The organism is Achromobacter sp. ACM03 (genome assembly GCF_014851665.1).
Taxonomy (GTDB): Bacteria; Pseudomonadota; Gammaproteobacteria; order Burkholderiales; family Burkholderiaceae_B; genus Achromobacter; species Achromobacter aegrifaciens.
Genome location: NZ_JACVAD010000004.1, coordinates 422044 through 435318, shown reverse-complemented (window position 1 = coordinate 435318; position 13275 = coordinate 422044). Strand labels below are relative to the sequence as shown.

Here is a 13275-nt window from a genome sequence, read left to right as displayed (position 1 = left end):
TACGGTGGGAATGGAGAGCTGCCGGCGCTCAGCGCGGCAGGTCGTCGGCCATGTAGGCGCGGATGATGTCCGCGAAGTCAGCGTCGCCGCGCAGGCCCAGGCGCTCGGCCCGAGCGGTGTCCCAGCGTCCAGGCCAGCTGCCCACGATGCGCTCGACGCGCTCGTCAGGCTTCCAGCCGACACGGCCGGCGACCTCCTCGCCCGCGACCTCTCGCAGCGCTTGCACCATTTCGCTTGCCGTGACCGACACGCCAGGCAAATTGATGGGAGCACGGTCCGCGACGGCGGCCGTCTCGAGCTCGCAGCCGGCGATCAGGGCCTGTATCGCGCCGCGCGGCGACAGCAGCCACAGGCGTGTGTCGGCGCTGACCGGGCAGGCGGCCTCCAAGCCGTTCAAAGGTTCGCGGATGATGCCGCTGGCAAACGACGACGCCGCCGCATTGGGCCGCCCCGGACGCACGCTGATGGTGGGCAGGCGCAGCACGCGCCCGTCCACGTAGCCGCGCCGCGTGTAGTCCGCCAGCAGCAGTTCGGCAATGGCCTTCTGCGTGCCGTAGGACGATTGGGGATTGAGCGCGGTATCGTCGCGCACGGTGTCGGGCAGCGCGCCGCCGTACACCGCGACCGAACTGGTGAAGATTACCCGCGGCTTGTGGCCCAGCGCGCGGCAGGTTTCGAGCAGCGCGCGCGACGCGTCCAGGTTGATGCGCATCCCCAGGTCGAAGTCCGCCTCAGCCTGCCCGCTGACGATGGCGGCCAGATGGAAGATGGCGCGGGTTTGCGTGTCAATGGCCTGCCGCAGCATCGCGGGGTCGGCGATATCGCCAAGCTGCGCATGGATGCGCGGATCGTCCGGCCCCTGCGCCTGCACCACATCCAGCAGGTCGATCCGCGTGATGGCTTCGGGCTTGCCGCCATCCAATGCCAGCGTGCCGCGCTCCAGCAGCTTGCGGGCCAGGCGCTGCCCCAGGAATCCGGCGCCGCCGGTGATGAGTATCTTCATATCGCGGTATGCCCCGTGTGTGTCAGATAGGGCCGGGCCCAGCCCAGCCCGGCGGAGGTGCCGGCCCGGGGCCGGTATTCGCAACCGATCCAGCCGGCATAACCCAACGCATCGATCTGTTCGAACAGATATGGATAGTTCAGCTCTCCCAGGTCCGGCTCGTGGCGGTCGGGCACCCCCGCGATCTGGATGTGGCCGATGCCCGCCATGTCGCGCTTGAGCTTGACCGCGATATCGCCTTCCACGATCTGGCAGTGGTAGATGTCGAACTGGACTTTCAGATTGTCTGCGCCGACTTCGGCACAGACGGCTTGGGCCTCGTCCTGGCGGTTGAGAAAGAATCCCGGAATGTCGCGCGTGTTGATCGGCTCGATCACCACCGTCACGTCGGCGGATGCCGCAGCGCTCGCGGCCCACGCAAGGTTCTCCAGATAGACCGCGCGATGCGCCGCGCGGTCCTGTCCGGGCTGTATCAGCCCAGCCATCAGATGCAGCTTGCGGTTGCCCAGCGCAGCGGCATATTCCAAGGCTTGGTCGACTCCGCGCCGAAACTCGCTTTCACGGCCTGGCAGCGAGGCTGTGCCGCGCTCGCCCGCGGCCCAAGCGCCGGGCGGCGCGTTGAACAGCGCCTGGGTCAACCCTTGCGCTTGCAGCCGCGCCTTGAGTTCGGCTGCCGGGTACTCGTAGGGAAACAGGAACTCCACTCCCGCGAATCCGTCCCCCGCGGCCGCGGCAAACCGGTCCAGGAAAGGATGCTCGGTGTACATCATGCTGAGATTGGCGGCCAGGCGCGGCATCGCGATTCCTTGATTCAATAGCGCGCGCCGAACACGTCGCGCAGTTCGTCGATCGCCGCCGCGCTCAATGGCGCCGGCCGGGGATCGCTCATCAGCCACAGGCGGGCGGTTTCTTCCAGTTCTTCCAGCGCGTAAGCCGCATGCGCCACGGAACGCTCCCACACCACCGGCCCCAGGCGCTCGAATAGCGCCCCGCGCACCTCGCCGGCCACGGCCGCGACCTCGGCTGCGGCCTGGGGGTCGCCGGGACGGCGATAGGGGATCAGCGGAATCCTGCCGACCTTCATGACCTGATAGGGCGTGATCGGCGGCAGCACTTCATCGGGCCGCCATACGCCCGCGAGCGTCAGCGCCACCAGATGCGTGGAATGCGTATGCACGATGCCGCGAGCGCCGGGACTGGCCTGGTAGATGCCGCGATGCAGCTCCAGCGTCTTGGACGGCTTGCCGCCCGAAACGTGCCTGCCCGCCGCATCGACCTTGGACAGTTGGACGGGATCCAGCCTGCCCAGGCAGGCATCGGTCGGCGTGATCAGCCAGCCATCGTCCAGGCGCGCGCTGATGTTGCCGGCGGCGCCCACGGTATAGCCACGGTTGTAGAGGCTGGCGCCGACGGCGCAGATCTCTTCGCGGATGCGGGATTCTTCGGTCATGGACGCCCGCCGGCCAGACAAGGGGCGAGCATGCGTAATGTGGATGCCAAGGGCATGACGACGTTGCCTTCCAAGAGTGAAGTCATAATGTCATCATACAAATTTGCCGTAAAGCACAGTGCCAGGGTAAACACTGAGCGATAGGACGCGGCCGGACGCCAACCCGGCCGCAACGGTTTCAGTCTTGCTGCCTGGCGCCCAGCTCCACGCCGGCCAGTTGCTCGGACAGGCGGGCGACGGCGGTGTGGTCCTGGCCCTTGCCCAGCGTCTTGCCGGCCGAGGCCCAAAGTTCGCGGCACAGCGAGGCAAACGGCGTGGGCGTGCCGGTGTCGGTCGCGATGCCCAGCGCAATGCCCAGGTCCTTGACCATCAGGTCCAGGCCGAAGCCCGAATTGAACTGGCGCGACAGCACGAACTGCTTGAACTTCTTCTGGGTGGAATTGTTCATGCCGGTCGACGCGTTGAGTACGTCGACGATAACGTTCGGATCCAGGCCGAACTGCTGGCCGATCAGCATGGCCTCGACGCCGATCAGGAAGCCGCCTGCCGACACCAGGTTGTTCAACGCCTTCATGGCATGGGCGCTGCCCACCTCACCCACGGGCGTGATCGTCGTGCCCATGCTGGACAGGGCCGGACGCACCCGCTCCAGCGTCGCCGCGGGTCCGCCGTACATGATGGCCAGTTCGCCCGTGCGGGCGCGCGGCACGCCGCCGGAAACCGGCGCGTCGACCATGACGCCGCCAGCGGCGGCCACGGCCTGCGCCAGGCGCTGGGTATGCGCCGGCACGCCGGAACTCATGTCCACGACCACGCTACCCTGGTGCAAACCCGCCAGCACGCCCTGTTCGCCGTTCAGCACCTGCTCGACGATCGCGCTGGTGGGCAGCATGGTGAAGATGATGTCGGACTGCGCGGCCAATTCGGCGCAGGTGGCTGCGGCCTGGCCGCCTACTTCCTGGGCGAACTTGGCGGCCTGGCCGGGCACGGCGTCGAACACCGTGACCGCAAAGCCGGCCTGCACCAGGCGGGCCGCCATGGGCCAACCCATGCTGCCGATGCCGATCAGGCCCACCCGCTCTTGCGGGGCGTTCATGCCTTGGACTCCTTGAAAGCGCCCTCTTCTTCCAGCACCTGGTTGGCGACCTTGAACGCGTCCAGCCCCGCCGGGATGCCGCAGTAGACCGTGGCCTGCAGCAGGATTTCCTTGATCTCCTCGACCGTCACGCCGTTGTTCAGCGCGCCCTTGACGTGCAGCTTGATCTCGGCCGGGCGGTTCAGCGCGGTCAGCATGGCCAGGTTGAGCATGCTGCGGGTCTTCTTTTCCAGACCGGGACGGCCCCAGGTATAGCCCCAGCACCATTCGGTGGTGATGTGCTGGAAGGCCATCATGAATTCGTTGGCGCGGCCGATGGAGCCGTCCACGTATTCCGTGCCCAGCACTTCGCGGCGCAGGTTCAGGCCTTGGTCGAACAGGGCCTGGGTTTCGGATTTGATGTCTGCCATGAGTTCCTCTTTGTGATGGGGTGACGGCTTTGCAGGGGATTTACGCCCACTGTTTTGTCTGATTGTCCGGCAATTTTCCCGCGATCGTCAATAGTCTGATTGTCTGACAATCTTCTTGACTGCTTAAAATTTGAGCACAATAATGTGCCGCAGAGCGCCGGGCCGGCAGCCTTGCGCCACACCCAAAAAAGCCAGGAGACAGACATGACAAGACCCCAACAGGCCATGCGCCGCGGGCGCAGGGAATTCGTCGCTGGACTGGGCGCCGCCGCACTGGCCGCCAGCCTGCCCGGCCGTGCGCTGGCAGCGCCGTCGGAAGTCAACGTAGGCGTGATCCTGCCGCTGTCAGGCGCCAACGCGCAGTTCGGCATCAACTCGCGGCAAGGGCTGGAACTGGCCGCCGATGAAATCAACGCGGCCGGCGGCATCAAGGCCATGGGCGGCGCCAAGCTCAAACTCATCGTCGCCGACGCCACTTCCCAGCCCACCACCGCAGCCACCGTGGCGCAGCGCCTGATCACGCAGAACCGCTGCGTGGCCATCATCGGCGCCTACGCCTCGTCGCTGACGCTGGCCGTGTCGGAAGTGACCGAGCGCCGCGGCATCCCCCTGCTCACGATGTCGTTCTCCGATGTGCTCACGGAGCGCGGCTTCAAGCACATCTTCCAGGTGGTCTCCAAGGGCTCGGTGCTGGGCCGCGCGCAATACGACTACGCGGCATCGGTCGTGGCGGGCGCCTCGGACATCAAGAAGATCGCGTTGCTTTACGAAGATACGGCCTATGGCACCTCGCAGGCGGTCGGCGTGCGCAATGCAGCCAAGGCCGCCGGCACTCAGATCGTGCTGGACGAAGCCTATCCGCTGGGCATCACCGACGTCACGCCGCTAATCAGCAAGTTGCGCGGGTCCGATGCCCAGATCGTTTTCCCTATCTCCTACCTGAACGACAGCCTCCTGATCATCCGCGTCATGCGGCAGCAACGCCTGACCGTGCCCATCGTGGGAGGCGCAGCAGGCTACGTGATCCCCGACTTCGCCAAGGCATTGGGCCAGTATTCCGAAGCGGTGCTCTCGATCGCTCCGGCCAACTACGACCAGGCGCCCGAATACACCGAACGCTACCGCAAGCGCTTCGGCACCTTCATGCCGCACGAGGCGCTGGAACATGCCGTCTGCGCGGGCGTGCTGGCGCAAGCGCTGGAAGTCGCCGCGTCCGACAAGCCGGAAGCCGTAAGCCAGGCCCTGCGCGCGAAAAAGTACGACCAGGGTTGGGCAGGCGTGATGTCCGGCGGCGGCGTGCATTTCGACGCCAATGGCCTGAACACCATGGCGCAGCCCATCATGGTCCAGTGGCAAAAGGGCGAACTGGTCTCGGTCTGGCCGCAGGCATTGGCCAAGGGCCGCGTCATCGCGGCTGCCTGAGTCCGCGCGGAGAACAGTCATGCAATTCCTCCAGGCGCTGGTGGACGGCATTCTGCTGGGCGGGGTCTACGCGGTGATCTCCATCGGGCTCACGCTCGTCTTCGGAGTCGTCTCCATCGTCAACTTCGCCCAGGCCGAATTCCTGATGGTGGGCATGTTCGTGGCGTACTTCGCCTGGAAGCTGCTCGGACTGGATCCGTTGCTGGGGTCGCTGCTGTCGTTCGCGGTGGCATTCGTGCTCGGCGTGCTGACGCAGAAGTACCTGATCGACCGGGTGCTGAAGGCGCCAGCCGTGGCGCAGATCTTCCTGACGGTGGGCCTGCTCATCGTCATGGAGAACCTGGCGCTGATCCTGTTCGGCTCCGAGTTCCGCTCGGTGCAGACGCCCTACCAGATGACTGCGCTGGCCGTGGGGCCCATCCTCCTCAGCGCGCCCTACCTGCTGGCATTCGTGGTGGCCTCGGTGGCCGGCCTGGCGCTGTGGTGGGTGCTCAAGAAAACCTGGTGGGGCATGGCGGTGCGCGCTACCGCTCAGGACCCCATGGCCGCCAGGCTGTCCGGCATTTCGACCCACCGGGTGCACCAGCTGGCGTTCGGCCTGGGCGTGGGCATGACGGCGCTGGGCGGCGGCATCATCCTGCCCTACCTCACGGCCTCGACCACGGTCGGCGCGCAGTTCAGCGTGCTGATGTTTACCGCGGTGGTACTGGGCGGACTGGGCAGCGTGATAGGCGCGGTGGTGGGCGGCGTGGCGGTCGGGGTGATCCAGTCGCTGTCTTCGCTCGTGCTGCCCATGCAGTTGCAGAACCTGGCGCTGTTCGCCATCTTCATCCTGGTGCTGGCCGTGCGCCCGGAAGGTCTTTTGAAAAGGGCGGGCTGATGACTAGCAACCGACAACTCCTGCTGTGGGCGCTGCCGCTGGCGGCGGCCCTGATCGCGCCATGGCTGATGCAGGATCAGGGCTACGGCATCCGCGTCATGACGCTGGTGCTGCTGTTTGCCGCCATGGGCCAGTCCTGGAACATCGTGGGAGGGCTGGCGAACCAGATCTCCCTCGGACACGCGGCGTTCTTCGGGCTGGGTGCCTACACCTCGACCCTGCTGCTCATGCGCTACGGCATTTCGCCCTGGCTGGGTATTGTCGCAGCCATGGCGGTGGCCGCGGCTGCGGGCGCCCTGCTCAGTCTGCCTACCATGCGCCTGCGCGGACACTACTTCGCACTGGCCACGCTGGCCTTTGGCGAAGTGCTGCGCGCCATCGCCAACACCTGGGCCTCTGTGACCGGCGGACCGGTGGGCGTGTCGATCCCGTTCTCGGAAGGCTTGGCGCAGATGCAGTTCAAGTCCAGCATCCCCTACTACTACCTGATGCTGGGGGCCGCGGTGATCACCTCGGCGGTGTTCGCGCTGATCAGCCGTTCGCGCCTGGGCTACCGGCTGCGCGCGGTCAAGGCCAATCCCCAGGCCGCCGAGGTGATCGGCGTGAACACCGCCCGCACCCGCATTCTCGCCGCCGTCATCTCGGCCGCATTGATGGGCGCCTGCGGCACGCTGTACGCGCAGTTCATCTACTTCTTCGACCCGGACACCGTCTTCTCGCTGGTCGGCGTTTCGGTGCGCGTGGCGCTGATCTGCATCATCGGCGGCGTGGGCACCGTGGCCGGGCCGCTGATCGGCGCGCTAGTCATCATCCCGCTGGAGGAACTGTTCAACGACTGGCTGTCCGGCCATACGGCGGGCGCGTCGCAGCTGGCTTTCGGGCTGATCCTCATCGCCATCATCCTGATCGAGCCGCGTGGCCTGTCGGCGTTGTGGACCCGGCTGCGCAACCTGACACGAGGCCAGCATGCCTGACATCCTGAACGTTTCCCGCATCCAGCGCCGCTTTGGCGGCCTGAAAGCCGTGGACGACGTGTCGTTCAACGTGGCGCGCGGCGATATCCTGGGCCTCATCGGCCCCAATGGCGCGGGCAAGACCACTCTATTCAACCTGCTGGTCGGGTTGTACCGCGGCAACGGCGGACGCATCGAACTGGAGGGCCGCGACATCAGCGGCCTGCGGCCCCACCAGATCGCCGCGCTCGGCATGACCAAGACCTTCCAGAACGTGGCGCTGTTTCCTGAAATGACGGTGCTGGACAATGTGCTGGTCGGCGGACTGCTGCGCCATGACGTAAGCCGCGCGCGCCAGCTGGCGCTGGGCAACCTCGAGCGCGTCGGCCTGGCCGGCATCGCGCGCAAGCCGGCCGGCGAGCTCTCGTTTCCCGAACAGGCGCGGGTGGAGCTGGCCCGCGCGCTGTGCACCGATCCCAAGGTCTTGCTGCTGGATGAGGTGATGGCGGCGCTGAACGAATCCGAAATGGACGCGCTGCTGGATCTGATCCGTGCCCTGCGCGACGACTCGGGCATCACCTTCATCGTGGTGGAACACCACATGCGCGCCATCATGCGCCTGTGCAATCGCATCCTGGTGCTGTCGTTCGGCCAGAAGATCGCAGAAGGCAGCCCGGCGGAGATCGCGGCCGATCCCACGGTAATCGAGGTCTATCTCGGCAAGTCGCTGGAACAGGTGGAGGAACTGGCATGAGCCTCCTGCATATCGAGGGACTGACCGCCGCATACAACCGCAGCCCGGTGCTGCACGACGTGTCGCTGGATGTGCCCGAAGGCGGTTTCATTGCCGTGGTCGGCGCCAATACAGCGGGCAAGAGCACGCTGCTGCGCTGCATATCCGGCCTTCTGGACAAGGTTGGAGGCAGCATCCGGTTCGACGGGGAAGAGATCCTGCGCCTGCCCCCGCACCGCATCCCTGAACTGGGCATCGCCCACGTGCCGGAAGGCCGCCATGTCTTCCCGGAAATGACGGTCGAGGAAAACCTCTACCTGGGCGCGTACACCCGACGCGGGGACATGGCCGCGGTCAAGCGCGGCTGCGACCGCATCTACGCGCTGTTTCCCCGCTTGCTGGAACGGCGCCGCCAGCAGGCCGGTACGCTTTCCGGCGGCGAACAACAGATGGTGGCATTCGGCCGCGCGCTGATGCTGGAACCGCGACTGCTGTTGCTGGACGAACCCAGCCACGGCCTGGCGCCCAAGATCGTCGAGGAGATGCACCAGGCCATGATCGACATCCACCGCAGCGGCCTGACCATCCTGCTGGTGGAGCAGAACACACGTCTGGCGCTGTCGGTGGCGGAATACGCCTACGTACTGCAATCCGGCTCCCTGGTGCTGTCGGGCCCCAGTGGCACGCTGCTGCAGGACAGCCGCGTGCGGGCGGCCTACCTCGGACTGTAGCCATGGCGCGCCGACGGGATATATTGCGTCTTTACGTAGACACGGCGGTTCGCCGCGGCGCGGCCATGAGCCTGCGCCAACGGACGGATTCGCCGCCAGCATAAGCGAGAGACAGCCATGGCCAGCCCGACCGGCGCGGTATTCGAAAAACCCGGCACCCTGCGCACCCGCGTGGAGGAATTCCTGCGCGCGTCCATCACGGACGGACGGATCAAGGGCGGGGAACGCCTGCGCGAGCAGGAACTGTGCGAGCAACTCGGGATCAGCCGCAGCACCCTGCGCGAAGCGCTGCGCACGCTGGAAGCCGAACGCCTGATCACGATCGAGCCGCACCGCGGTCCTACCGTGATGCGCATCACCGAAAAGGCCGCCCGCGATCTCTACGCCCTGCGCGCCCTGCTGGAAGGCTATGCCGCGCATGAATTCGCGCGCCTGGCGAGCGACGCCGATGTCGAGCGCCTGCGCAAGGCGGTGGATGCCCTGCACCGCCAGGCCAAGGGCAGCAACAAGTCGGCGCTGCTGGCGGCAAAGCGCGATTTCTACGACGTGCTGCTGGGCGGCTGCGACAACGATCTGGTCAAGGACATGCTGCCCGGCCTGCTATCCCGCATCAATCTGCTGCGCGCCACCTCGTTCGCGCGCCCCGAACGCCTGCCGGAAAGCATGGCCGAAATCGACCTGATCTACGAGCGCATCCACGCCCGCGATCCGCAAGGCGCGCAAGACGCCGCACAAAGCCATATCGTCAACGCCGAACGCACCGCGCTCGACGTGCTCAGGCGCCAGCAACAGGAGACATCCGACAGTGAACGCGATCGTTCAGAAGCTAAGAGCCGCGGCGGCCCTGGCGCAGCAGGATAGCGAGTTCATCCTGGCCGCGCGCGGCCTGCCCTGCGCCCTCTGGCTGCAGGCCGGCGCCGCGGCGCAAGAGCGTGTAACCGCCTGGGCCGGCCAGCCCACCGCACCGTCGCAATGCATCACCATCAGCGCGCCGCCGGAAACCTGGCGCAAGCTGCTCAGCGACACCCCGCCTCCGGGCTACCACTCTTTCACCGCTGCCCGCCGCCAGGCCCAAGGCCTGCGAGTCACGGGCGATGCGCTGGCCATCGCCCAGGCCCTGCACCCGCTGGAGCGGCTTTTCGAAATCCTCCGGGGCCAGCTTGACGCCACGCCGGACCTGCTCGACCGCAGCGCGATTGCCGGCTCCTATGCGACCATTGATATCGGCGCGGCGCAGACTTCCATCTACTATGAAACCAGCGGACTGGCGCTCGGGCCGGCGCTGCTGCTGCTGCACACGGCGGGCGCGGACTCCCGGCAGTACCACGCGCTGATGGCGGACCCCGGCCTGCGCCGGCAATGGCGCATGATCGCCTTCGACATGCCCGGACACGGGCGCAGCATGCCGCTGCCCGGCCAGGCATGGATCGACGCGGGCCTCTCGCGCGATGCCTATCTGCAGACCTGCCTGGCGGTGATTCGCCAGGTCGCGGGTGGACCGGCGGCCCTGCTGGGTTGCTCGATGGGCGCGGCAATGGCGCTGGTGGTGGCGGCGCACAGCCCAGCCGACGTGGCAGGCGTCGTCGCGCTGGAGGCGCCGTACCAAGCGGCCGGACGCCGCACCCCGATGCTGTGCCATCCTCAGGTCAACCAGGCCGCGCACAACCCCGCCTACGTGCGCGGATTGATGGGCCCCGCCGCCACGCTGCAAGCCCGGCGCGACGCAGCCTGGATCTATTCGCAAGGCGGTTTCAATGTCTACGCCAATGACCTCTGGTTCTACAGCGAGGACTTCGACGCGGCCCGCCATCTGACGGGCCTGAACGCCGACGCCTTCGGCATATCGTTGCTGACCGGCGCCTACGACTACTCGGCCAGCCCGGAGGATTCCAGGCGGGTGGCGGCCCTGATTCCCGGCGCGCGGTTTCAGGCCATGCCCGAACTGGGCCACTTCCCCATGGTGGAGAACCCGCAACGCCTGCTGGAATATCTGCGCCCCGAACTGGACCGCCTGCGCGCAACCGGAGCCATCGCATGACACTGCCCCACTACGAGGTCTACGCCCTGCGCTACGCCACGGTAGCGCGGCAGCGTAGCCAGAACTTCATCACGCCCCTGGATCCGCACGACGGCCCGATGCCGATGGATTACTTCGTCTGGGTCATCCGCAACGGCCAGCGCGTCTACCTGGTGGATACGGGCTTCAACGAGGCCGCAGCCCGGGTCCGCGGCCGCGAGTTCTTGCGCTGCCCGATTGAAGCATTGGAAAAGCTGGGTATCGCGCCCGCGGACATCCGCGATGTCATCGTCACACATCTGCATTACGACCACGCAGGCAACATCCGCAAGCTGCCGCAAGCCCGCCTGCATCTGCAGGAAAGCGAGCTGCACTATGCCTGCGGCTGCAACATGCGCTTCGACATGCTGCGCCACGCCTATGCAGTGGAAGACGTGGTCGACGTGGTACGGGGCGTGTACGACAAACGCGTGGCGTTCTACCATGGCCACGACGAAATCGCACCGGGCCTGCAACTGCTGCACATCGGCGGCCATACCCGCGGACTGCAGGCGGTGCGCGTGCACACCACGCGCGGCTGGATGGTGTTGGCGTCGGACGCCAGCCACTACTACGACAACATGGGCCTGGACGCACCGTTTCCCATCGTCGACAACGTCGCTGACATGCTGGCGGGCTACGAGGTCCTGCTGAAGTTCGCGGAATCGCCCGACCACATCGTGCCGGGGCACGATCCTTTGGTCAGGACACGGTACCCGGGACTGGCCGGCGCGGATACGGAAGTGGTGGCGTTGCACCTGGGCAACGGCGCGCGCCCCTGAACGCCAGCGCGCCAGCGGCGCGGCATCACAATCCCAGCGGCCAAATCGCCTCGTCCACGTCTTCCGCCGACATGTCCTGCACGATGAGGACCATGGCGCCCGCCCGCTGCGAGCCTTCCACTCCCTCGACAGGCTCGGGCACAGAAAAGACATGCCGCACGCCATGGACGGCGCGCAGCGTCCCGTCCGTCCAGCGCAAGAGCCCTTTCGCGCGCAACAGCCGGTCTCCGACCTGGCGCTGCATGTGCCGGGTCCAGCGCGCATAGTCCTCCCAGCCCACCGGCCGGCTCTGCGTAAAGGAGTGGGACACGATGCCGTAGCGCAGCACATGCGCCAGCGGCCCCGAGGCCGGCACCGCCGTCAGCGCCGCCACGTCCAGATGCTCGGCGCGCAGGCCGTCGAACAAGGCCGGCGCGTCTTCGTCCACGGTGTCCGGCGACACCGCGAGGATGGGCGCACTGGCGTTGTAGCCGCGCAGCGCAGCGCGCATCGTGTCTATCGCAGCCTCATCGGCCAGATCGGCCTTGGTCAGCGCGATGCGGTCGGCGATGGCGATCTGGGTACTGGCTTCGCGGTAGGCGTCCAGCGTCGACAGGCCATGCAGCGCGTCCGCCGTCGCCACCACGCCGCCGAAGCGGTAGTGGCGGGCGATGAGCGGATCCGCCGCCAGCGTATTGATGACCGGGCAAGGATCCGCCAGCCCCGAAGTCTCCACCACCACGCGCGTGAACGCGGGAATCTCGCCGCGCTGGCGCCGGTAATAGAGCGACTCCAGCGTGTCCTGCAGCGAACTGGTGGCTGCGCAGCACAGGCAGCCGGAATCCAGCAGCACCACGTCGGTGTCATCGGCCTTGCCCACCAGCATGTGGTCCAGGCCGATCTCGCCGAACTCGTTGATCACCACCGCCGTATCGGCAAAGCGCGGGCTGCGCACCAGCCGCGACAGCAGCGTGGTCTTGCCGCTGCCCAGGAAACCCGTCAGCAGGTAGACCGGCAACGGTCCGGCGGCGGTCGCGGACATGGGCGGCTCAGGCCTGTTCCGCCGCGGCCGGCGCGGGCAGGTTGCGCAGGTAATCCTGCACTTCGCGCGACGGGATCACATCGGCGTACTTGCAGTTCAGGTCGAACAGGCTCATCGCATGGCTGGCCTGGAAGCGGTCGAACGCAGCCTCTTCGGGAATGATGACCTTGAAGTTGTACGAATAGGCGTCCACCGTGGTGGCGCGCAGGCATCCCGAAGACGTGCAACCCACCAGGATCAGCGTGTCCACGTCCAGGAAGTTCAGGTGGCTCATGAAGATGGTGCCGAAGAAGCAGGACGGCTTCTGCTTGGTGATGCGGATGTCCTGCGGCCGCGGGGCCAACGGCTCCACGGTCTGCGTGGCATGGGTGTTGGCCAGCACGGTCTTCTCGCCGCCGCGATGGTTCTTGCCCACTTGCACGCCGCTGTCCAGCAGGTCGGCGCGGCGGCCGCTTTCGGTATAGAAGACCGGTATGTTCTTGTCGCGCGCCAGCTCCAGCAGCGGCACGATATGCGCCACCGCGTCCCAGGCCTCCCGGCCGCAATGGGTGCGGTACTGCTTCAGGCCTTCCAGGATGTCCTGGGGCGTATCGCCGCAGAAGTTGTACTGCACGTCGATGATGAACAGGGCCGGACGCTTGCCGAAGCCGCCACGCTTGCCGTAGCCGGCCTGCGCCAGCACCTGCTTGTCGCGTTCAGTCAGAAAGTCGTCCCAGATTCGCTTGGTTTCGCTCATGG

General features: G+C 66.7%; 15 protein-coding genes. 8 read left to right on the top strand and 7 right to left on the bottom strand.

Annotation, left to right across the window (positions count from 1 at the left end; all coding sequences use genetic code 11):
• Positions 1–28: 28 nt before the first annotated feature.
• The 5 genes from denD to IB257_RS21275 all read right to left on the bottom strand — a co-directional run bounded on the left by denD (position 29) and on the right by IB257_RS21275 (position 3959).
• Positions 29–1003 carry a D-erythronate dehydrogenase gene (denD, locus tag IB257_RS21295; RefSeq protein ID WP_054457659.1) on the bottom strand — a complete coding sequence of 325 codons (975 nt, stop codon included), beginning with the start codon at positions 1001–1003 and terminating at the stop codon, positions 29–31.
• The gene (gene otnI, locus IB257_RS21290) at positions 1000–1800 is read right to left on the bottom strand and encodes a 2-oxo-tetronate isomerase (protein WP_192492768.1); all 801 of its coding nucleotides are present in this window, start codon (positions 1798–1800) and stop codon (positions 1000–1002) included. Before otnI ends, denD begins: the two co-directional genes overlap by 4 nt.
• Before the next feature lie 14 nt (positions 1801–1814).
• A complete protein-coding gene (locus IB257_RS21285) occupies positions 1815–2453 on the bottom strand; it encodes an aldolase (RefSeq protein ID WP_175160850.1) in 639 nt (212 codons plus the stop codon).
• Between the two features lie 178 nt (positions 2454–2631).
• Positions 2632–3549 carry an NAD(P)-dependent oxidoreductase gene (locus IB257_RS21280; RefSeq protein WP_054457662.1) on the bottom strand — a complete coding sequence of 306 codons (918 nt, stop codon included), beginning with the start codon at positions 3547–3549 and terminating at the stop codon, positions 2632–2634.
• Positions 3546–3959 carry a carboxymuconolactone decarboxylase family protein gene (locus tag IB257_RS21275; RefSeq protein WP_119450243.1) on the bottom strand — a complete coding sequence of 138 codons (414 nt, stop codon included), beginning with the start codon at positions 3957–3959 and terminating at the stop codon, positions 3546–3548. Before IB257_RS21275 ends, IB257_RS21280 begins: the two co-directional genes overlap by 4 nt.
• Positions 3960–4163: 204 nt before the next feature.
• Here IB257_RS21275 and IB257_RS21270 point away from each other — a divergent pair, with 204 nt between their 5' ends.
• The 8 genes from IB257_RS21270 (at position 4164) to IB257_RS21235 (ending at position 11516) form a co-directional block, all read left to right on the top strand.
• Positions 4164–5381, top strand: coding sequence for an ABC transporter substrate-binding protein (locus IB257_RS21270; RefSeq protein WP_119450242.1), 1218 nt, complete (start codon positions 4164–4166; stop codon positions 5379–5381).
• Positions 5382–5400: 19 nt separating this feature from the next.
• A complete protein-coding gene (locus IB257_RS21265; RefSeq protein WP_119450241.1) occupies positions 5401–6261 on the top strand; it encodes a branched-chain amino acid ABC transporter permease in 861 nt (286 codons plus the stop codon).
• A complete protein-coding gene (locus IB257_RS21260; protein ID WP_119450240.1) occupies positions 6261–7235 on the top strand; it encodes a branched-chain amino acid ABC transporter permease in 975 nt (324 codons plus the stop codon). Before IB257_RS21265 ends, IB257_RS21260 begins: the two co-directional genes overlap by 1 nt.
• Positions 7228–7968 (top strand): ABC transporter ATP-binding protein, encoded by a 741-nt coding sequence (locus IB257_RS21255; protein ID WP_119450239.1) that lies wholly within the window; start codon positions 7228–7230, stop codon positions 7966–7968. Before IB257_RS21260 ends, IB257_RS21255 begins: the two co-directional genes overlap by 8 nt.
• Positions 7965–8678 (top strand): ABC transporter ATP-binding protein, encoded by a 714-nt coding sequence (locus tag IB257_RS21250; RefSeq protein ID WP_119450238.1) that lies wholly within the window; start codon positions 7965–7967, stop codon positions 8676–8678. Before IB257_RS21255 ends, IB257_RS21250 begins: the two co-directional genes overlap by 4 nt.
• 117 nt (positions 8679–8795) lie before the next feature.
• On the top strand, positions 8796–9539 hold the full coding sequence (locus tag IB257_RS21245; protein ID WP_119450237.1) for a GntR family transcriptional regulator: 744 nt from the start codon (positions 8796–8798) through the stop codon (positions 9537–9539).
• Positions 9484–10716, top strand: a complete 1233-nt coding sequence (locus IB257_RS21240; RefSeq protein WP_192492767.1) for an alpha/beta fold hydrolase — start codon at positions 9484–9486, stop codon at positions 10714–10716. Before IB257_RS21245 ends, IB257_RS21240 begins: the two co-directional genes overlap by 56 nt.
• Positions 10713–11516: an N-acyl homoserine lactonase family protein gene (locus tag IB257_RS21235; RefSeq protein ID WP_192492766.1), complete on the top strand. Its 804-nt coding sequence runs from the start codon at positions 10713–10715 to the stop codon at positions 11514–11516. Before IB257_RS21240 ends, IB257_RS21235 begins: the two co-directional genes overlap by 4 nt.
• Positions 11517–11541: 25 nt before the next feature.
• On the opposite strand, the gene IB257_RS21230 is transcribed toward IB257_RS21235, so the two are convergent.
• Together IB257_RS21230 and IB257_RS21225 are read right to left on the bottom strand one after the other, a co-directional pair.
• Positions 11542–12537 carry a GTP-binding protein gene (locus IB257_RS21230; protein ID WP_192492765.1) on the bottom strand — a complete coding sequence of 332 codons (996 nt, stop codon included), beginning with the start codon at positions 12535–12537 and terminating at the stop codon, positions 11542–11544.
• A gap of 7 nt (positions 12538–12544) precedes the next feature.
• On the bottom strand, positions 12545–13273 hold the full coding sequence (locus IB257_RS21225) for an isochorismatase family protein (protein ID WP_054457667.1): 729 nt from the start codon (positions 13271–13273) through the stop codon (positions 12545–12547).
• Positions 13274–13275: the final 2 nt, after the last annotated feature.

Excerpts from the sequence above, each read along its gene's own strand:
- IB257_RS21285 (WP_175160850.1), bottom strand. The coding sequence starts at position 2,453 with ATGACCGAAGAATCCCGCATCCGCGAAGAGATCTGCGCCGTCGGCGCC.
- IB257_RS21225 (WP_054457667.1), bottom strand. The coding sequence starts at position 13,273 with ATGAGCGAAACCAAGCGAATCTGGGACGACTTTCTGACTGAACGCGAC.
- IB257_RS21265 (WP_119450241.1), top strand. The coding sequence starts at position 5,401 with ATGCAATTCCTCCAGGCGCTGGTGGACGGCATTCTGCTGGGCGGGGTC.
- IB257_RS21280 (WP_054457662.1), bottom strand. The coding sequence starts at position 3,549 with ATGAACGCCCCGCAAGAGCGGGTGGGCCTGATCGGCATCGGCAGCATG.
- IB257_RS21270 (WP_119450242.1), top strand. The coding sequence starts at position 4,164 with ATGACAAGACCCCAACAGGCCATGCGCCGCGGGCGCAGGGAATTCGTC.
- denD (WP_054457659.1), bottom strand. The coding sequence starts at position 1,003 with ATGAAGATACTCATCACCGGCGGCGCCGGATTCCTGGGGCAGCGCCTG.
- IB257_RS21255 (WP_119450239.1), top strand. The coding sequence starts at position 7,228 with ATGCCTGACATCCTGAACGTTTCCCGCATCCAGCGCCGCTTTGGCGGC.
- IB257_RS21235 (WP_192492766.1), top strand. The coding sequence starts at position 10,713 with ATGACACTGCCCCACTACGAGGTCTACGCCCTGCGCTACGCCACGGTA.
- IB257_RS21260 (WP_119450240.1), top strand. The coding sequence starts at position 6,261 with ATGACTAGCAACCGACAACTCCTGCTGTGGGCGCTGCCGCTGGCGGCG.
- IB257_RS21275 (WP_119450243.1), bottom strand. The coding sequence starts at position 3,959 with ATGGCAGACATCAAATCCGAAACCCAGGCCCTGTTCGACCAAGGCCTG.
- IB257_RS21250 (WP_119450238.1), top strand. The coding sequence starts at position 7,965 with ATGAGCCTCCTGCATATCGAGGGACTGACCGCCGCATACAACCGCAGC.
- otnI (WP_192492768.1), bottom strand. The coding sequence starts at position 1,800 with ATGCCGCGCCTGGCCGCCAATCTCAGCATGATGTACACCGAGCATCCT.
- IB257_RS21245 (WP_119450237.1), top strand. The coding sequence starts at position 8,796 with ATGGCCAGCCCGACCGGCGCGGTATTCGAAAAACCCGGCACCCTGCGC.
- IB257_RS21230 (WP_192492765.1), bottom strand. The coding sequence starts at position 12,537 with ATGTCCGCGACCGCCGCCGGACCGTTGCCGGTCTACCTGCTGACGGGT.